General features: G+C 65.4%; 21 protein-coding genes. 18 read left to right on the plus strand and 3 right to left on the minus strand.

Going from position 1 to position 17,929, the window contains the following annotated elements; genetic code table 11:
- The first annotated feature begins 199 nt into the window (after positions 1 to 199).
- The 7 genes from kdsA to truD all read left to right on the plus strand — a co-directional run bounded on the left by kdsA (position 200) and on the right by truD (position 5,674).
- Positions 200 to 1,030 (plus strand): 3-deoxy-8-phosphooctulonate synthase, encoded by an 831-nt coding sequence (kdsA, locus tag J7367_RS11885; RefSeq protein ID WP_007966794.1) that lies wholly within the window; start codon positions 200 to 202, stop codon positions 1,028 to 1,030.
- Between the two features lie 116 nt (positions 1,031 to 1,146).
- Entirely contained in the window at positions 1,147 to 1,386 is a 240-nt protein-coding gene (locus tag J7367_RS11890) for a hypothetical protein (protein ID WP_057659814.1), read from the plus strand.
- A gap of 124 nt (positions 1,387 to 1,510) precedes the next feature.
- The gene (gene eno, locus J7367_RS11895) at positions 1,511 to 2,803 is read left to right on the plus strand and encodes a phosphopyruvate hydratase (protein ID WP_057659751.1); all 1,293 of its coding nucleotides are present in this window, start codon (positions 1,511 to 1,513) and stop codon (positions 2,801 to 2,803) included.
- Positions 2,804 to 2,806: 3 nt separating this feature from the next.
- Entirely contained in the window at positions 2,807 to 3,172 is a 366-nt protein-coding gene (gene ftsB / locus J7367_RS11900) for a cell division protein FtsB (RefSeq protein ID WP_007966790.1), read from the plus strand.
- On the plus strand, positions 3,169 to 3,948 hold the full coding sequence (gene ispD, locus J7367_RS11905) for a 2-C-methyl-D-erythritol 4-phosphate cytidylyltransferase (protein ID WP_057659753.1): 780 nt from the start codon (positions 3,169 to 3,171) through the stop codon (positions 3,946 to 3,948). The genes ftsB and ispD overlap by 4 nt, the downstream gene beginning before the upstream one ends.
- 3 nt (positions 3,949 to 3,951) lie before the next feature.
- Entirely contained in the window at positions 3,952 to 4,452 is a 501-nt protein-coding gene (gene ispF / locus J7367_RS11910) for a 2-C-methyl-D-erythritol 2,4-cyclodiphosphate synthase (protein ID WP_057659755.1), read from the plus strand.
- A 112-nt stretch (positions 4,453 to 4,564) separates the two neighbouring features.
- Positions 4,565 to 5,674, plus strand: coding sequence for a tRNA pseudouridine(13) synthase TruD (gene truD / locus J7367_RS11915; protein WP_057659757.1), 1,110 nt, complete (start codon positions 4,565 to 4,567; stop codon positions 5,672 to 5,674).
- 255 nt (positions 5,675 to 5,929) lie between these two features.
- Here truD and J7367_RS11920 read toward each other — a convergent pair whose 3' ends face one another.
- On the minus strand, positions 5,930 to 6,469 hold the full coding sequence (locus tag J7367_RS11920) for a Smr/MutS family protein (protein ID WP_007972070.1): 540 nt from the start codon (positions 6,467 to 6,469) through the stop codon (positions 5,930 to 5,932).
- A 99-nt stretch (positions 6,470 to 6,568) separates the two neighbouring features.
- Here J7367_RS11920 and surE point away from each other — a divergent pair, with 99 nt between their 5' ends.
- The 4 genes from surE to J7367_RS11940 are packed head-to-tail and all read left to right on the plus strand — an operon-like array spanning position 6,569 to position 9,431.
- Positions 6,569 to 7,348, plus strand: a complete 780-nt coding sequence (gene surE / locus J7367_RS11925) for a 5'/3'-nucleotidase SurE (protein ID WP_005915011.1) — start codon at positions 6,569 to 6,571, stop codon at positions 7,346 to 7,348.
- Positions 7,345 to 8,022, plus strand: coding sequence for a protein-L-isoaspartate(D-aspartate) O-methyltransferase (locus J7367_RS11930; protein ID WP_057659759.1), 678 nt, complete (start codon positions 7,345 to 7,347; stop codon positions 8,020 to 8,022). The genes surE and J7367_RS11930 overlap by 4 nt, the downstream gene beginning before the upstream one ends.
- Positions 8,023 to 8,040: 18 nt before the next feature.
- Positions 8,041 to 8,655 carry a YqaA family protein gene (locus J7367_RS11935; RefSeq protein ID WP_057659762.1) on the plus strand — a complete coding sequence of 205 codons (615 nt, stop codon included), beginning with the start codon at positions 8,041 to 8,043 and terminating at the stop codon, positions 8,653 to 8,655.
- Positions 8,652 to 9,431 carry a peptidoglycan DD-metalloendopeptidase family protein gene (locus J7367_RS11940; RefSeq protein WP_057659764.1) on the plus strand — a complete coding sequence of 260 codons (780 nt, stop codon included), beginning with the start codon at positions 8,652 to 8,654 and terminating at the stop codon, positions 9,429 to 9,431. The genes J7367_RS11935 and J7367_RS11940 overlap by 4 nt, the downstream gene beginning before the upstream one ends.
- Positions 9,432 to 9,590: 159 nt before the next feature.
- On the opposite strand, the gene J7367_RS11945 is transcribed toward J7367_RS11940, so the two are convergent.
- Together J7367_RS11945 and yhbY are read right to left on the minus strand one after the other, a co-directional pair.
- The gene (locus J7367_RS11945; RefSeq protein WP_007966775.1) at positions 9,591 to 9,971 is read right to left on the minus strand and encodes an Mth938-like domain-containing protein; all 381 of its coding nucleotides are present in this window, start codon (positions 9,969 to 9,971) and stop codon (positions 9,591 to 9,593) included.
- 15 nt (positions 9,972 to 9,986) lie between these two features.
- Complete coding sequence (yhbY, locus tag J7367_RS11950) at positions 9,987 to 10,292, minus strand: ribosome assembly RNA-binding protein YhbY (RefSeq protein ID WP_005915020.1); 306 nt, start codon at positions 10,290 to 10,292, stop codon at positions 9,987 to 9,989.
- 65 nt (positions 10,293 to 10,357) lie between these two features.
- On the opposite strand from yhbY, the gene rlmE reads away from it, so the two are divergent.
- From rlmE to J7367_RS11985, 7 genes are all read left to right on the plus strand, one after another.
- The gene (rlmE, locus tag J7367_RS11955) at positions 10,358 to 10,990 is read left to right on the plus strand and encodes a 23S rRNA (uridine(2552)-2'-O)-methyltransferase RlmE (RefSeq protein WP_005915021.1); all 633 of its coding nucleotides are present in this window, start codon (positions 10,358 to 10,360) and stop codon (positions 10,988 to 10,990) included.
- Between the two features lie 60 nt (positions 10,991 to 11,050).
- The gene (gene ftsH, locus J7367_RS11960; protein ID WP_003481854.1) at positions 11,051 to 12,991 is read left to right on the plus strand and encodes an ATP-dependent zinc metalloprotease FtsH; all 1,941 of its coding nucleotides are present in this window, start codon (positions 11,051 to 11,053) and stop codon (positions 12,989 to 12,991) included.
- Positions 12,992 to 13,117: 126 nt separating this feature from the next.
- Positions 13,118 to 14,020 (plus strand): dihydropteroate synthase, encoded by a 903-nt coding sequence (folP, locus tag J7367_RS11965; RefSeq protein ID WP_057659766.1) that lies wholly within the window; start codon positions 13,118 to 13,120, stop codon positions 14,018 to 14,020.
- A complete protein-coding gene (gene miaA, locus J7367_RS11970; RefSeq protein WP_057659769.1) occupies positions 14,020 to 15,003 on the plus strand; it encodes a tRNA (adenosine(37)-N6)-dimethylallyltransferase MiaA in 984 nt (327 codons plus the stop codon). Before folP ends, miaA begins: the two co-directional genes overlap by 1 nt.
- A gap of 77 nt (positions 15,004 to 15,080) precedes the next feature.
- Entirely contained in the window at positions 15,081 to 15,359 is a 279-nt protein-coding gene (hfq, locus tag J7367_RS11975) for an RNA chaperone Hfq (RefSeq protein ID WP_005915027.1), read from the plus strand.
- Positions 15,360 to 15,370: 11 nt separating this feature from the next.
- Positions 15,371 to 16,690 carry a ribosome rescue GTPase HflX gene (gene hflX, locus J7367_RS11980; RefSeq protein ID WP_007972061.1) on the plus strand — a complete coding sequence of 440 codons (1,320 nt, stop codon included), beginning with the start codon at positions 15,371 to 15,373 and terminating at the stop codon, positions 16,688 to 16,690.
- Between the two features lie 427 nt (positions 16,691 to 17,117).
- Positions 17,118 to 17,612: a CinA family protein gene (locus J7367_RS11985; protein ID WP_003481865.1), complete on the plus strand. Its 495-nt coding sequence runs from the start codon at positions 17,118 to 17,120 to the stop codon at positions 17,610 to 17,612.
- The last annotated feature ends 317 nt before the right edge of the window (positions 17,613 to 17,929 follow it).

Here is a 17,929-nt window from a genome sequence, read left to right on the forward strand (position 1 = left end):
CGGTCCGCTTCATGGGGAGAAGGCGCCCTGAAGGGGTGGATGGGGGGCGCGGCAACACACTGGGAGATGGCAGCTGTGATGAACGCGTCGCCACGCGCCAGCCAGGGCAAACCATGGGGCTTCACAAACGCCCCGCAACCGTACCCTCACCCCAACCCCTCTCCCGCTGGGAGAGGGGCTTAATTACTTAGGTGACCTGATGAAACTGTGTGACTTCGACGTTGGGCTGGATCAGCCGTTATTCCTGATTGCCGGCCCCTGCGTGATCGAATCGATGCAGCTGCAGCTCGACGTGGCCGGCAAGCTCAAGGAGATCACCGGCAAGCTCGGGGTCAACTTCATCTTCAAGTCGAGTTTCGACAAGGCCAATCGCACCTCCGGCACCAGCTTCCGTGGCCCGGGCCTGGAAGAAGGCTTGAAGGTGCTGGATGCGGTAAAGCAGCAGATCGGCGTGCCGGTGCTCACCGACGTGCACGAATACACCCCGATGAACGAGGTCGCCGCCGTTGTCGACGTCCTGCAGACCCCGGCATTTCTGGTGCGCCAGACCGACTTCATCAAGAACGTCTGCGCCGCCGGCAAGCCGGTCAATATCAAGAAGGGCCAGTTCCTGGCGCCGTGGGACATGAAGCCGGTGGTGGACAAGGCCAAGTCCACCGGCAACGAGCAGATCATGGTCTGCGAGCGTGGCGCGTCCTTCGGCTACAACAACCTGGTCAGCGACATGCGTTCGCTGAGCGTGATGCGCGACACCGGCTGCCCGGTGGTGTTCGACGCCACCCATTCGGTGCAGTTGCCGGGCGGGCAGGGCAGCAGCTCCGGTGGCCAGCGCGAGTTCGTGCCGGTGCTGGCGCGCGCGGCGGTGGCGGTCGGCATTTCCGGCCTGTTCGCTGAAACCCACCCGGATCCGTCCAAAGCGCTGTCCGATGGTCCCAACGCGTGGCCGCTGGATCGCATGGAAGAACTGCTCGAAACCCTGATGGAGCTGGACGCCGTCACCAAGAAGCACGGGTTTGCGCGCTTTGCGTGAGTTCTGATCAGCGCGCGGCCGCTGCGGCGCACCGCCAGGATCGGCCGTGGCGCCACTGGGCGTGGGGCCGGTGGGCACTGGCCACATCGATCGCGGCGTGGGCGTGCATGGCGGTGATGGCCGTTCTGTTTACCGCCAGCATCGGCATGCCGGGCGACGGCGACCATGCCATGCAAGCCACGCGGCTGCCGATGCGCATCACGCTGGTGATGGCCATGCTGGCCGCCGTCGGGAGCCTGGCCACCGGCTCGGCTGCGTTGCGGTTCGGTCGCCAGCCTGGTGCGGCGATCGCCGCGCTGATCTTGCTGGTGGTGCTGTTGCTGTCTGGTGTGTCGCTGCTGGGCCTGATGGCGTAGCGGTCCGCCCGCGACGTGCTGCGTGTCGCGGCTGCATGCGATTTGGCAATGGACCGGTGTGCAGCGATAATCCGGCAGCTTGTTTCCGGTGTACTTCCCCCCTTACTGGTAACCGAACCGACCTATGACCACTATCGCCAAGATCCTCGCCCGCGAAATTCTCGACTCCCGCGGCAATCCCACGCTGGAGGCCGAAGTCACGCTGGACGACGGTTCGTTCGGCCGCGCGGCTGTGCCGTCGGGTGCCTCGACCGGTACCAAGGAGGCGGTGGAACTGCGCGATGGCGACAAGACCCGCTACCTGGGCAAGGGCGTGCGCCATGCGGTGGACAACGTCAACGGCACCATCGCCGAGACGCTGAAGAATTTCGATGCGGCCGACCAGCAGGGCCTGGACCGTCGCCTGATCGATCTGGACGGCACCGAGAACAAGGGCCGCCTGGGCGCCAATGCGCTGCTGGGGGTTTCGCTGGCTGCCGCGCATGCCGTGGCAGCCTCGCGCAAGCAGCCGTTGTGGCAGTACCTGTCCACCATCACCGAGTCCGATGTGGCGCTGCCGGTGCCGATGATGAACATCATCAACGGCGGCGCGCATGCTGACAACAACGTCGACTTCCAGGAGTTCATGGTGCTGCCGGTCGGCTGCAGCTCGTTCTCCGAAGCGCTGCGCGCCGGTACCGAAATCTTCCATTCGCTCAAGTCGGTGCTCAAGGGCCACGGCCTGAGCACGGCGGTAGGCGACGAAGGCGGCTTTGCGCCGGACTTCCGCAGCAACGTCGAAGCGCTGGACACCATTCTCGAAGCGATCGGCAAGGCCGGTTACACCGCCGGCGAAGACATCTTGCTGGGCCTGGACGTGGCGTCTTCGGAGTTCTATGACAACGGCAAGTACAACCTGGTCGGCGAGAACAAGCGCCTGACCAGCGAGCAGTTCGTCGATTTCCTGGCCGACTGGGTCGCGCAGTACCCGATCATCAGCATCGAAGATGGCCTGGCCGAAGACGACTGGGCCGGCTGGAAGCTGCTGACCGATCGCGTCGGCAAGAAGGTGCAGCTGGTGGGCGACGACCTGTTCGTCACCAACCCGAAGATCTTCAAGCAGGGCATCGATTCGGGCACCGCCAACGCGATCCTGATCAAGGTCAACCAGATCGGCACGCTGACCGAAACGCTGGAAGCCATCGCGATAGCGCACGCGGCCAACTACGCTTCCATCGTGTCGCACCGTTCGGGCGAAACCGAAGACACCACCATCGCCGACATCGCCGTGGCCACCGCCGCCACGCAGATCAAGACCGGCTCGCTGTGCCGCAGCGACCGCGTCGCCAAGTACAACCAGCTGCTGCGCATCGAGCAGGCGCTGGGCTCCGGCGCGCGTTACGCCGGCCGCGACGCGTTCGTTTCGATCAAGCGATAAGCCGTGCGCAACTGGCGCTGGCTACTGCTGGTGCTGGCGGTACTGCTGGCTTGGCTGCAGTACCGCTTCTGGTTCGGGCCTGGGAATTCCGGCGAAGTCATGATGCTGGAAGCCCAGGTCGCGCATCAGACACAGGACAACGAAGGTCTGCGCCAACGCAACCAGGCGTTGGCAGCAGAGGTGAAGGATTTGAAGGACGGCGAGGCGGCAATCGAGGAGCGTGCGCGCAGCGAGCTGGGCATGATCAAACCGGGCGAGACGTTCTACCGCGTGGTCGAGGATGCGCCGCTGCCGGCACCTGCATCGCCTGAGGCACCGGCCCCCGCACAGCAAGCGCCAGAGCCTGTCGATCCGGTGGACCACCCATGACCGGGTCCATCTGGGCAATCGTGCCGGCCGCAGGGCGCGGCACCCGTTTTGGCGGGCCGCTTCCCAAACAATATTTGCAGGCTGGCGGTCAGCCACTGATGGCGTACACGCTGGCGGCGCTGGCGGCGCATCCGGCGCTGGCCGGCATCATGGTGGCAATCGCCCCCGGCGATGCCGATTGGCCCGGCTGGACCGCAGTGCAGTCCAAGCCCGTGCTGACCTGCCTTGGAGGTGCGACCCGCGCAGCCTCGGTGCTGGCTGGTTTGCTGGCCTTGCCCGAGAGCGTGCGTGCCGACGATTTCGTGCTGGTGCACGATGCCGCACGGCCGAATCTGGCGCTGGCCGATCTGGATCGCCTGCTGGAAATCGGCCGCGGCGATCCGGTCGGTGCAATCCTGGCTGCACCGGTGCGCGACACGCTCAAGCGTGCCGGCGACGATGGCGGTATCGACGGCACCGAACCGCGCGAACGCCTGTGGCGCGCACTCACGCCGCAGTTGTTTCGTCGCCATCAACTGATCCGTGGACTCACCGAGGCCTCGGCGGCCGGTGTGGACGTCACCGATGAAGCGATGGCGATGGAGCGGATGGGGCTGCGCCCGTTGCTGGTGGAAGGCGCCGAAGACAACTTCAAGGTGACGACCCCTGCGGATCTGGCGCGCTTCGCGTTTGAACTGGCCAGCCGGGACTGTGGACCCGGGACCCGGTACCCGGAAAGCGCATATCCCCAGTGGCCCGTTTCGGCCTCTGCTTTCTCCGGTCCCGAAGAGATCTAATCTATGTCCTTCAATTTCAGAATCGGCCAAGGCTACGACGTGCATGCGTTTGGCCCTGGCGACCATGTGATGCTTGGCGGCGTGCGCGTGGCGCACAGCCATGGCGTGCTCGCGCATAGCGATGGCGATGTGGTGTTGCACGCCCTGTGCGATGCGATGCTGGGCGCGCTGGCGCTGGGCGATATCGGCCTGCATTTCCCGCCTTCCGATGCACGCTGGAAAGATGCCGATAGCGCGCAGTTTCTGCAGCATTGCGATGGCTTACTGCGCGAGCGCGGCTGGTGCGTCGGCAATGCCGACATCACCGTGATCTGCGAGCGCCCCAAGGTCGGCCCGCATGCGGTGGCCATGTGCGAGCGCATCGCCGGCCTGTTGGCGATTGAACTCGATGCGGTCAGCGTCAAGGCCACCACCAGCGAACAATTGGGCTTCACCGGCCGCGGCGAAGGCATCGCTGCACAGGCCGCGGTGTTGCTGGGCAGGATCGCTGCGCCTCATCAGTAGCGACACATGCAGCGCTTGGCGCCGGAGCGGCGCCGATGCTGCCGGACGCAATCACCGCGCCGGACCACCCGGCGCACAGCGCGCCACCTCCGGCGCGAAGGCGAACCACACCATGAGCGAGATCTCTTTGCTGCCGCGTGCGCACGGCGCCGCCGTTCTCAGCGCGGCGATGCGCAGCACCCCGGACGATTTTCAGGTCGACGAGCTGCCGGCATTCGAGCCCTCCGGCGAAGGCGAGCATCTGCTGCTCACCGTGCGCAAGCGTGGCCAGAACACGGCCTATATCGCCAAAACGCTCGCGCACTGGGCCGGCATCGCCGAGATGGGCGTCAGCTATGCGGGTCTGAAAGATCGCCATGCAGTGACCACCCAGCGCTTCAGCGTGCATCTGCCCAAGCGCATCGCGCCGGATATCGCCGCGCTGGATGATACGCAGATGCAGGTGGTCGAGAGCAGTTGGCACAACCGCAAGCTGCAACGCGGTGCGCTGCATGGGAACCGCTTCGTGCTGACGCTGCGCCAGGTGCAGGGCGAGCGCGAGGCGATCGAACAACGGCTGCAGGCGATTGCTGCGCGTGGCATCCCCAATTGGTTCGGCGAACAACGCTTCGGTCGCGATGGCGGAAATGTGGCGGCTGCGTTGGCGATGTTCGGTCATGTGCAAGCTGACGACGGAACGTTGTTGCCGGCGCCCACATCCAGGCGGCGGCTACGCAACGATCAGCGCTCGATGTTGCTGTCGGCAGCCCGCTCGGCCTTGTTCAATCGCGTGCTCGGCGCACGCGTGGCGCAGGGGAGTTGGGATCGCGCACTGGAGGGCGAGGCGTGGATGCTGGACGGCTCGCGCAGCGTCTTCGGCCCGGAACCGTGGAGCCAGGCCCTGGCAGAGCGACTGGCGCGTTTCGATATCCATCCCAGTGGCCCGTTGTGGGGCGCTGGCCAGTTGCGCTCGACCGATCAGGCGGCAGCGGTGGAACAGGGCGCATTGTCCGACCCGCCATCCATCGCATTGCGCCAAGGCCTGGAAGCTGCGGGATTGAAGCAGGAACGCCGCGTTCTGCGCTTGCGTCCGCACGGTCTGGAGTACCAATGGCTGGAGCCGCAGACCCTGCGGCTCGCCTTCGCACTGCCACCCGGCTGCTATGCCACCGCAGTGCTGTGGGAATTGGGCGATGTCGCCGACGCCGGTCGCGCCAACGTCGACGTACGCGACGACGCATGATCGCGCGCGGATGCTGATCGATCTGCGCGGGGCAGCATGGATGGCGGCCCAATCTTGCTGTGCGCGCAGGAGCGGCCTCGGCGGTCGCTAAGGCGATAGTGGAGCAATCGCGGTGCGACGAAGCAGTGCCAGCTGCCTAAGGCGCGCAACAAGGCTTGGCTCGCATTGGGCGAGCCATGCGCGACAGGCCTTCCAGACAACACGTCACCGCGCGCAATCGCTGCCGTTCCGAATCAATCGCGCGTCACCATCGGCCTATCGCCGTGCCAGCAACACGAGCAGCGCCCCGGTACCGCCCTGCGTCGGCGGCGCCGAATGAAACGCCAGCACATCGTTGCGTTGACGCAGCAGCCGGTCCATGAGGTTCTTCAGCACAGGCGCGCCGTTGTCCGATTGTAGTCCCTTGCCGTGGATGATGCGTACGCAGCCATGTTCGTGCGCATGTGCTTCCAGCAGGAACTGGCGCAGCAACGATTCGGCCTGGGCTGCGGTGGCGCCGTGCAGGTCCAGTTCGTCCTGTACCGAGAATTGCCCGCGCTTGAGCCGTTGAAACACGCCGGTGGGAAGGTTTTCGCGCCGATAGCTGGCGGTATCGCCCGCTTCCAGCGGCGCGCTGTCGCGCAGCAGTCGCGCAAATTCGGTGTGCGCTTCGGCGTCATCGCGCTCGGCCATGCGCGCGCGGGGCTTGGGCCGCGGCTTGGCATTGGCCGGTGGGGCGACTTCACGAATCGGCTTGACCGCGCCGATCGCTGCGCGGAACAACGCGCCGTCGTCTTCGTCTTCAGGATGCGACATCTGCACAGCGTACCCGCTCCAAGCGCAGACGCACGCGAAGATCAAGCGCGAAGGCGCGGGACGCATCCGGTATCATGGCCCGGTTTTCCGAGGAGTCCCATGCGCGTACTGGTTAGCAACGACGACGGTGTCGACGCCCCCGGCATCCAGGTTTTGGCCGAGGCGCTGCGCCATGCCGGTCATGAAGTGATGGTGGTCGCGCCCGACCGCGACCGCTCCGGCGCCAGCAATTCGCTGACGCTGGATGTGCCGATCCGCACCCGCCGCATCGACGCGCAGACCTGCGCAGTGGCCGGCACGCCCACCGACTGCGTGCATCTGGCGCTCACCGGCATGCTCGATTACGACCCCGACATCGTGGTCTCCGGCATCAACAACTCGGCCAATCTGGGCGACGACGTGATCTATTCGGGCACTGTATCGGCCGCAATGGAAGGTCGCTTCCTCGGTTTGCCGGCGGTGGCGGTGTCGTTGGTCACGCACAACCACCAGGCGCACAACTACGACACCGCCGCGCGCGCTGCGGTGGAAATCGTGGCGCGGCTGAAGGCCGACCCCTTGCCTGCCGACACCATCCTCAACGTCAACGTGCCGGATCTGGCATGGTCGGATGTGCTCGGTTTCGAAGTCACCCGGCTCGGCAACCGCCACCGGTCCGAGCCGTGTGTGCCGCAGCGCGATCCGCGCGGCCACACCGTGTACTGGATCGGCCCGGCCGGTCCCGAGCAGGACGCTGGCGCCGGTACCGATTTCCACGCCGTGCGTACCGGACATATCTCGATCACGCCGATCCACGTCGATCTCACCCGTTACCAGGCACTGGACACCGTTGCCGGCTGGGTGGGTGGGCTGACCGCAGCGCTGGACGGTCCGGCATGACGCCGAGGCTACGGCTGCAACCGGAATCGGTCGGGATCGGCATGACCTCGCAGCGCGTGCGCGACCGCCTGGTCGAGCGCTTGCGCGAGGCCGGCATCCAGGACGAGGCCACGCTCAACGCAATGCGCACCGTTCCGCGGCATCTGTTCATCGATGAAGCGCTGGCCTCGCGCGCCTACGAAGACACCGCGCTGCCGATCGGCCATGGCCAGACCATCTCCCAGCCCTGGGTGGTGGCGCGCATGACCGAAGCGGTACTGCAGGTTGCCCCGACCAAGGTGCTCGAAGTGGGCACCGGCTCCGGCTACCAGGGCGCGATCCTGGCGGCGCTGGGGTTGGAGGTCTACACCGTCGAGCGCATCGGCGACCTGCTGCGGCAGGCGCGAAAGCGCTTCCGGCACCTGGGCATGAATGTGCGCAGCAAGCACGACGACGGCCGCATCGGCTGGCCCGAGCATGGTCCGTACGACGCCATCGTGGTGACCGCCGCGGCACCGGCGTTGGTCGATGCACTGATCGATCAGTTGGCGGTCGGCGGGCGCCTGGTCGCGCCGGTCGGTGGTGCTTCCTCGCAATCGTTGGTGCAACTCACCCGCGGGGCCGATGGCGCGATCGAACAACAGGTTCTGGCGCCGGTCACGTTCGTCCCGCTGTTGTCGGGCATGCTGGATTGAATCCATGAGAGTCCTTCGATGAAGATTTTTGGGCCGTTGTACGACGTGGCCATCCGTTGGTCGCGCCATCGCCGCGCCCCCGCGCTGCTGACCGGTCTCAGTTTCGTTGAGGGCTTCATCTTTCCGGTGCCGCCGGAAGTGATGTTGGCACCGATGTCGCTGGCAGAGCCCAAGCGCTCGCTGTGGTTTGCGACGTTGAGCCTGGCCGGCTCGATCTGCGGCGCCCTGGTCGGTTATCTACTCGGCCATTTCGCCTTCGCCGCGCTGCAGCCGTTGATCGAATGGCTGGGCTGGAGCGCAAAGATCCAGCAGCAGATCGAAACCTTGCGCACGCTGGTGGTCGATTCGCCGTGGAAGGCGTTCTGGGCGCTGGTCCTGGTCGGTTTCACCCCGATCCCGCTGAAGATCTTTACCTGGGCCTCGGGCGTGGTCGGCGTGCCGATCCTGCCGTTCATCGCCAGCATGCTGGTCGGGCGCGGCAAGCGCGTGTATCTGGTGGCCGGCGCGATCCGCCTGGGCGGCGCGCGCGCCGAAGCGGCGCTGCATCGCTGGATCGAGCCACTGGGCTGGGTTGCAATGGCGGTGCTGGCGGTCGGTGCAGGGTGGTTGGTGTGGAAGACAACGAACGGATGAGCAAGACGCAAATGAATTCGGCACGCAAGACAGCAGTCATGCTCGCAGTCGCCATCGGGCTGACCGCCTGTAGCAGCGCAACCGTGGTGCGTTCGCCCGGAGCGAGCGGGAGCGGGTCGTCGTCGCGTCCCAGTGCCGCGTCGCGCCCTTCGGTGCCGCGTCCAGGTGCCACCGTCACCGTGCAGCGCGGCGATACCCTCTATGCAATCTCGCGTCGTACCAATATCACCGCCGCGGATCTGGCCGCCTGGAATGGCCTGTCTTCCCCGAATACCATCTATCCCGGCCAGACGCTCAAGTTGTATCCGCCCGGTGCCAGCAAGCCGGGTGGCAGCGCGCCGGTGGCTGGCGGCACTGTGGCGCCGCCGCGCCCTGCCGTGCCGATCGCCGCACCGGTCAGTAGCGGATTCTCCTGGCGTTGGCCGGCCGATGGCGTCGTGGTGGGCACCTTCGTCACCGGCGAAACCACCAAGCAGGGCGTGGACATCGCCGGCACCAGCGGCCAGGCCGTACGTGCTGCCGCCGATGGCGTGGTGGTGTATTCGGGCGCCGGCCTGGTCGGCTACGGCGAGCTAATCATCATCAAGCACAACGACCAGTGGCTATCGGCATACGGTCACAACCGCAAGCGCCTGCTCAACGAAGGCCAGAGCGTCAAGGCCGGGCAGCAAATTGCCGAAATGGGCCGCAGCGGCGCCGCCCGCGACATGTTGCATTTCGAGATCCGCTACAACGGCAAGCCGGTGGACCCGCTGCTGTATCTGCCTAAGAAGTGAATCGGGATTCGGGATTCGCAACGGCAATGGCGCTGGGCTGTCAGCGCTGCTTACAAGACGATGACAGCAGCTGGGAAATTGTTTGGAATGTCGCTACTGCTGTTGGCATGAGAGCGACATCTGCTCCGACTGCAGTTGCCAATCCCCAATCCCGACTCCCTAATCCCGGACTTTCAGAATCATCGCCAACGCCACCCGCCGGCCTTCGCTGGCCAGTACGTTGTAGGTGCGTGCGGCGGCGGCATTGGTCATCGCTTCCAGGCCGATGCCGCGGGTCAGGCAGGCCGCCAGCACGTCGGTCCTGGGGAATGACTGGCGTTCGCCGGTGCCGAGCAGGATGACGGCTGGGTTGAGTGCCAGCACTGCCTCCATGTGACTGGCCTGGAGTTGCTCCAGCGCCTGGACGGGCCAATGTTCCACCAGCTCATCCGGCATCAGGATAAAGCTCTGCTGCAGGATCTGGTCGTTCACCTTGGCATGGCGGCCGTCGGCCGCGCGCAGCGCATAGGTGTAATCGGGGTGTTCCTGACTTAAAGGCATGACGAACTCGTTGGCTCAGCCGCGCGGCAGCACGATCTGGCGCTTTTCCTTGCTGGGGCGGTACAGAATGGCGACGTGGCCGATGCGCTGCACCAGCGCACTACCCGTTTGCTCGATCAGCTCGGCAATCAGCGCATCACGGGTCTCGCGATCCTCCGATGCCACCTTCACCTTGACCAGTTCGTGGCGCTCGAGCACTTCCTCGAGTTCTGCCAGAAATGCCGGCGTGACCCCTTTGCCGCCGGTCTGCAGCAAGGCTTTGAGGTCGTGGGCCTGGCCGCGCAGGAAACGGTTCTGGGCGGAGGTGAGAACAATGGACATGCAGGATCGAAGGGAAGCAAAGGGTGTTCAGGGTATCATGGCGACCCGTTCGGACCCCTTTGCCAATGCCTTCCCGCAGTAAAAGCAGCCAGCGCTGGCTCAAGGAACACTTTGCCGACCCTTACGTGAAGAAGGCCCAGGCCGAGGGCATGCGCTCGCGCGCGGCCTACAAGCTGGAAGAGTTGCTGCAACGCGACCGCCTGCTCAAGCCGGGCATGGTGGTGGTCGATCTGGGCGCGGCGCCGGGTGGTTGGTCGCAACAGGTACGCAAGTCCATGGGCGACAGCGGCCGGGTGGTGGCGCTGGATATCCTGGACATGCCGGCCCTGGCAGGCGTGGAGTTCCTTCACGGCGACTTCAGGGAGCAGGCCGTCCTATCCCAATTCGAAGCGATGCTGGGCGATGTGCCGGTGGACCTTGTGCTGTCGGATATGGCCCCCAATAAGAGTGGCATGGATGCGGTCGACCAACCGCGGATGATGCACCTGGCGGAACTGGCCATGGAATTTGCCGACACCCACCTCAAGCCGGGCGGGGCGTTCCTGATCAAGCTGTTCCAGGGTGTCGGGTCCGACGACTACATTCGCGAGCTTCGCCGCCGCTATGAAAAGGTGACGATTCGCAAGCCGGCGGCCTCGCGCAAGCGCTCCCCGGAAGTTTATGCGCTCGGTCAGGGCAAGCGTGTCCAGATCAAGTAAGCTGCCAATGACCACCGTATTTCAAGCATCGAAGAGTAGAGGGCACCGGAGCCAATGAGGATGAACGACTTGACCAAGAATCTGCTGCTGTGGGTGGTCGTCGCAGTTGTGCTGATGGTTGTCTTCCAGAGCTTCTCGCCGCGCATGGCGGGCGGCGTCGGTGCCGACTCGATCACCTACACCCAGTTCCTGAAGGAAGTGGACTCCGGGCGCGTCAAATCGGTGGATTACACCGATGAGACCAACCTGGCCGTCAACGCGATCCGCTTCAAGCGCACCGACGGCAGCGAAGCCACCGTCTACGGTCCGCGCGACGACAAGCTGGTCGACGTGCTGTACAGCAAGAACATCGAAATGACCCGCCAGAAGCCCTCGACCGGCCCTGGCTTCTGGTCGCTGGTGCTCAATTTCCTGCCCGTCATCCTGATCATCGGCTTCTGGCTGTTCATCATGCGCCAGATGCAGGGCGGTGGCGGCGGCGCGAAGGGCGCGATGAGCTTCGGCAAGTCGCGCGCAAAATTGCAGGGCGAAGACCAGATCAAGATCACCTTCGCCGACGTTGCCGGTTGCGACGAGGCCAAGGAGGAAGTCGGCGAATTGGTGGACTTCCTGCGCGACCCGACCAAGTTCACCAAGCTGGGCGGCAAGATTCCGCGCGGCGTGTTGATGGTCGGACCGCCCGGTACCGGTAAGACCCTGCTCGCCAAGGCGATCGCCGGCGAGGCCAAGGTGCCGTTCTTCAGCATCTCCGGTTCCGACTTCGTCGAAATGTTCGTCGGCGTGGGTGCCAGCCGCGTGCGCGACATGTTCGAGCAGGCCAAGAAGCATGCGCCATGCATCATCTTCATCGACGAAATCGATGCGGTGGGCCGTCATCGCGGCGCCGGTCTCGGCGGCGGGCATGACGAACGCGAGCAGACCTTGAACCAGCTGCTGGTCGAGATGGACGGCTTCGAGGGTGGTGAAGGCGTGATCGTGATTGCGGCGACCAACCGCCCCGACGTGCTGGATCCGGCGCTGCTGCGTCCGGGCCGTTTCGACCGCCAGGTCGTGGTCGGCCTGCCGGACGTCAAGGGCCGCGAACAGATCCTGCGCGTGCACATGCGCAAGCTGCCGCTGGCCGACGATGTCGTGCCGATGGTCATCGCACGCGGTACCCCGGGTTTCTCCGGCGCCGACCTGGCTAACCTGTGCAACGAAGCGGCGTTGTTCGCGGCGCGTGGCAGCGAGAAGGAAGTCCGCATGGACCACTTCGACCGTGCCCGCGACAAGATTCTGATGGGTGCCGAGCGCCGCTCGATGGCCATGAGCGAGGACGAGAAGACCCTCACCGCGTATCACGAGGCGGGCCACGCCATCGTCGGCCGCCTGGTGCCGGAGCACGACCCGGTCTACAAGGTCACCATCATTCCGCGTGGCCGCGCCCTCGGCGTGACGATGTATCTGCCCGAAGGCGACCGCTATTCGATGAACCGTGTCGCGATTGAGTCGCAGCTGTGCTCGCTGTACGGTGGCCGTGTTGCCGAGGAGTTGATCTTCGGCGGTGACAAGGTCACCACCGGTGCGTCCAACGACATCGAGCGGGCCACCAAGATGGCGCGCAACATGGTGACCAAGTGGGGCCTGTCCGATGAGCTGGGCCCGGTGGCCTATGGCGAGGAAGAGGACGAGGTGTTCCTGGGCCGTTCGGTGACCCAGCACAAGAACGTTTCCGACGAGACCGCGCGCAAGATCGACGAAGTGGTGCGTTCGATCCTGGACAAGGCCTACAGCAAGACCAAGACCATCCTGACCGAGAATCTGGACAAGCTGCACGCGATGTCGCAGTTGTTGCTGCAGTACGAGACCATCGACGTGCCGCAGATCGATGCCATCATGGAAGGCCGCGAGCCGCCGCCGCCGGCTGGTTGGGGCAAGTCCGACAAGGACGGTGGCAACAACAACGACAAGGGTAGCCCGCGTCCATTGCCGCCCATCGCCGGACCCGCCGAGCAACTCTAAGCCGGCCATGCACTGATCTGCGAGGCATCCATCAAGGCCGGGGAGCGATTCCCGGCCTTGATGCGTTATCGGGCTGCATCAATGCCCACGTATGGGCGACCATAATCATCCCAGGAGACACCGCCGATGTTCGATACCGCCCTTACGCTGGATTGCGCCGGCCGCAGCCTGCGACTGGATGCGCCGCAGGTGATGGGTATCGTCAATGTCACGCCCGATTCGTTCTCCGACGGCGGCCAGCACGCGACCTGCGCAGCGGCGATCGCCCATGGGTTGGCGCTGGTGGAGCAGGGCGCTGCGGTGCTGGATATCGGTGGTGAGTCCACCCGCCCGGGCGCTGCGGCGGTCTCGGTTGAAGAAGAATTGCAGCGGGTCATCCCGGTCATCGAAGCGCTGGCGCAACGTACCAGCGTGCCGATCAGCGTGGACACGTTCAAACCGGAGGTCATGCGCGCGGCGGTCGCAGCCGGCGCCGGCATGATCAACGACGTCTATGCCCTGCGTTCGCCCGGTGCGCTGGAAGCGGCGTCGGACCTGCGCGTGCCGGTGGTCTTGATGCATGCGCGCAGCGCGCCGCATGCCATGCAGGACGCGCCGCACTACGACGATGTCGTTGGCGAGGTGCACCGGTTCCTGGCCGAGCGCATCTTCGCCGCCGAGATGGCCGGCATCGACAAGCGTCGGCTGGTCCTGGACCCGGGCTTTGGCTTCGACAAAACCACCACGCATAACCTCACCCTGCTTGCGCAGCTGCAGCGACTGCAGGAGTTTGGTTTGCCCATGCTGGCCGGGCTGTCGCGTAAGCGCAGCATCGGCGAGCTGACCGGGCGCGAGATCGCCGCCGATCGTGTGCACGGCTCGGTGGCCGCGCATCTGATCGCCGCGCAACATGGTGCGCTGCTGCTGCGCGTGCACGATGTGGCGGCGACCGTGGATGCGTTGAAAGTGTGGAAGGCGATGGCGGCGATTCCCGTCCCGCGTGTCAGTGCGCCCGCCGCGCCCACGATGCGTTGGCCGGACGAGGACTGATGCCTGTCGACCAACGCCCGCTGGCGATCGCCGTGATGGGCCCCACTGCCAGCGGCAAGACTGCGCTGGCGCTGGAGGCTGCAGAGCGCTGGAATGGAGAAATCGTCAGCGTCGATTCGGCGCTGGTGTACCGCTGCCTGGAAATCGGCGCAGCCAAGCCGGATGCGGCGATGCGCGCGGCGGTTTCGCATCATCTGCTCGACCTGCGCGATCCCTGGCAGGTGTATTCGGCAGCGGAGTTCGCCGCCGATGCACGCCAGGCGATCGCGCAGATCGTGGCGCGCGGAAGGTTGCCGATTCTGGCCGGCGGCACGGGGCTGTACTTTCGTGCGCTGCTGGATGGTCTGTCGCACCTGCCCGAGGCCGACCAGTCCGTGCGTGCATCCATTGCCGCCGAAGCTCAGCAGATCGGTTGGGCCGGCTTGCACGCACAACTGGCAGGTGTGGACCCGGTGGCAGCAGCGCGCATCCATGCGACCGACCCGCAGCGGATCCAGCGGGCGCTGGAGGTCTACCGCATCAGCGGGCGGCCAATCAGCGCGTGGCAGGCGCTACCGCCAGGCCCGCGCCTGCCGGTGCGCGTGTTGAAGGTGGTCTTGGCGCCACGCGAGCGCGCGGTGCTGCATGCACGTATCGCACACCGGCTGGATGCGATGTTGGCGCAGGATTTTCTGGCGGAAGTACGGCGCCTGCGGGCGCTGCCGCAGATCCAGGCGGTGGCAGCCCCGCTGGATCTGCCGGCCGTGCGCGCGGTCGGCTACCGCCAGGCCTGGCAGTATCTGGACGGGGCTGGCAGTCTGGCCGAGTTCCGCGACAAGGCGATCCAGGCGACCCGGCAATTGGCCAAGCGCCAGCTCACCTGGCTGCGCGGCGAGCTCGACGCGCGCTGGTTCGACCCGGAGCGTGACCGCCATCAATTGGAGGACGCAATTGTCGGCTTCCTCGCTGATCGTCCCGCTGTACGGCAGGCTTCAGGCGTGTAACATCCCGTTTCCGGGACCGGCTGGGGATAGCAGGTGTCGACCGGAACAATAAGAACAATAATGAAGAGGATTTTTCGATGGCTAAGGGGCAATCTTTACAGGACCCATTCCTCAATGCGCTGCGGCGCGAGCGGGTGCCCGTGTCGGTGTATCTGGTCAATGGCATCAAGCTGCAGGGCACGATCGAGTCGTTCGACCAATTCGTGGTCCTGCTGCGCAATACCGTGAGTCAGATGGTGTACAAGCACGCCATTTCCACGGTGGTGCCGGCGCGCAATGTGCGCGTGGGGCCTGGTGGTGGGTATGTGCAATCCAATGAAGGCAATCAGGCGGAAGATGACGACGTCGAGCAGTAACGGAGCAGTGCGTGTTTGATCGGTCCCGCAAGGGTGAACACGCGTTGTTGATACAGACCCACTCCGGCGGGCCTGCCGAAGACGATGTGATGGAGGAGTTCGCCGACCTTGCAAAGTCGGCGGGCGCCACGGTGGCCGCCACACTCACCGCACGCATCGATAAGCCCAGCCCGTCGACCTTGATCGGTAGCGGCAAGCTGGAAGAGGTCAAGGCCGCTGCCGAGGCGACCGGTGCGGATCTGGTGTTGGTCAATCACACCCTGTCGCCCGGCCAGGAGCGCAACCTGGAGCGGTATCTGGAGCGGCGCGTGATCGACCGCACCGGGTTGATCCTGGACATCTTCGCGCAACGTGCGCGCAGCCACGAAGGCAAGTTGCAGGTGGAACTGGCGCAGTTGCGTCACATGGCCACTCGGCTGGTACGTGGCTGGACGCATTTGGAGCGTCAGCGCGGTGGCTCCATCGGCCTGCGCGGCCCTGGCGAAACCCAGCTGGAAACCGACCGCCGCCTGCTGCAAAAGCGCGTCGAACAATTGCAGCAGCGGCTGGAAAAGGTCGAGGTGCAGCGCACCCAGATGCGTCGTGCGCGGATGCGCAGCGAATTGCCACGGATTGCACTGGTCGGTTACACCAATGCCGGCAAGTCGACGCTGTTCAACGTGTTGACCGGTGCAGAGGCCTACGTAGCAGATCAACTGTTCGCCACGCTCGATCCCACCGTGCGACGCATTGCGTTGCCGGGCGGCAGCGCGATTCTTGCCGACACGGTCGGCTTCGTGCGCGATCTTCCGCACGAGCTGGTCGCCGCGTTCCGCTCGACGCTGTCGGAGGCGCGCGATGCCGATCTGTTGCTGCACGTCGTCGATGCGGCAGACCCGTTGCGCGAAGAACGCATCCTGCAGGTCGACGAAGTGTTGCAGGCCGTCGGTGCCGGCGATCTGCCGCAGTTGCTGGTATTCAACAAGATCGACAAGATCGAAGGCGCCGAAGTGCGCCACGACGCGCAGGACGGCATTCCTGACCCGGCCCGCCGCGAACGTGTGTGGGTGTCGGCGCGCGACGGGCGCGGGCTGGAAGAGTTGCAGCATGCGCTCGGCCAGCGGCTGGATCTGCGCCACCTGACCGGCCAGCTACGGCTACCACCGTCTGCCGGCCGCCTGCGTTCCAGGCTGCATCAGCTGGAAGTGGTCCGCAATGAGCAATCCGACGAAGAGGGTTGGTTGCTCGAGGTCGATCTGCCGATGGTCGAGGCCGAGCGGTTGGCTGCCGGGCAGGACGGTGCGCCACTGCGCGCAATGCTGCCGGATCGTCGCGAAGACTGGGAAGCGTGAAGGAAGCAGCACGGTCGGTATGACGAGACCGTGCTGTTGCTTCAAGGCGAATGGGGCAGGGTGTACCGCATCGCTATGCGACAGTCCCCAGGCCGCGTCCTGGCCAGCCGAACTTACAGAAAACCCGTATGAGTGGTGGATATTGCGGAAGAGTGCAGTCGTGCACGCATGCAGCGCATCACACCTGTCCTCAGTGATGTAGTGCCCTCGCTGCGGTGCTTAGGCGCCTTGGAGGCCGCGCTGCACGGTGACCGCATGCGGCCGGCCGCGGCGCACATGCAAGCCCGGCCAGACCCGCCGTGCCGCATATCGGCCGCTCATCGCCACTGAACCTTGGTCACCTGGCGCCCAGCCGGAATCGGCGCCAGTGGCAGACAGGCGCGACGAATTGGGCTAAAACGTCCGCTGCCCCCTCCTTGCCGTGCCCATGTCTTTTTCCGCCGATTCCGAACTGCAGCAGCTGGCCGAGGCTCTCGGGCAGCAATTGCTTGCCGCGCGCGAGCGCCTGGTCACTGCCGAGAGTTGCACCGGTGGCTGGATTGCCAAGGCGGTGACCGATGTCGCCGGCTCCTCGCACTGGTTCGATTGCGGGATGGCCGCCTACAGCTATGAGGCCAAGCAGGCGCTGCTCGGCGTCCGCCCACAGACCCTGGAAGTGCATGGGGCGGTCAGCCGCGAAACGGTGATCGAAATGGTCTCTGGCGCCCTGGTGAATTCCGGCGCAAGCATCGCGGTGGCAGTGACCGGCATTGCCGGACCCGGCGGAGGCAGTGAGGACAAGCCGGTCGGCACGGTCTGGATCGGCTGGAAACGTCGCGGTGGTTACGCCACGGCGCAACTGTTCCAGTTCAATGGCGACCGCGATGCGGTGCGTCGTCAGACCGTCGCTGCAGCACTGCGCGGGTTGAGCGCGCTGCTTTAGCGCTCGTTGGGTCCACTGGATGGGGTTCGGTAGCAGATCCGCGGCGCCCTGTTGTCAGCGCAATCTCGCCCAGCATGGAAACCCAAACGCTGTAGCTATGCACCGTGCCAAGGAACTGGCGGTGGCTGGTTGTCGACACGCCGCCGCGCGCTGAGCGGACGCGTTATTTGGCACATGCAACGAGGCTGCGAGGTGGCAATGGCGCAACCGGGGTGCATGCGCTGCGCAATGCTTTGCAACCTGCGCTGAGCTTGGGCGGGGCGAGGGCGCGACAGCAGAGGGCAGATCGGCTACAAACGAGGTCTCCTCACCGCCCA

Origin of the sequence: Xanthomonas sp. D-36-1, from assembly GCF_017746155.1 — a bacterium.
Taxonomy (GTDB): Bacteria; Pseudomonadota; Gammaproteobacteria; order Xanthomonadales; family Xanthomonadaceae; genus Xanthomonas; species Xanthomonas cissicola.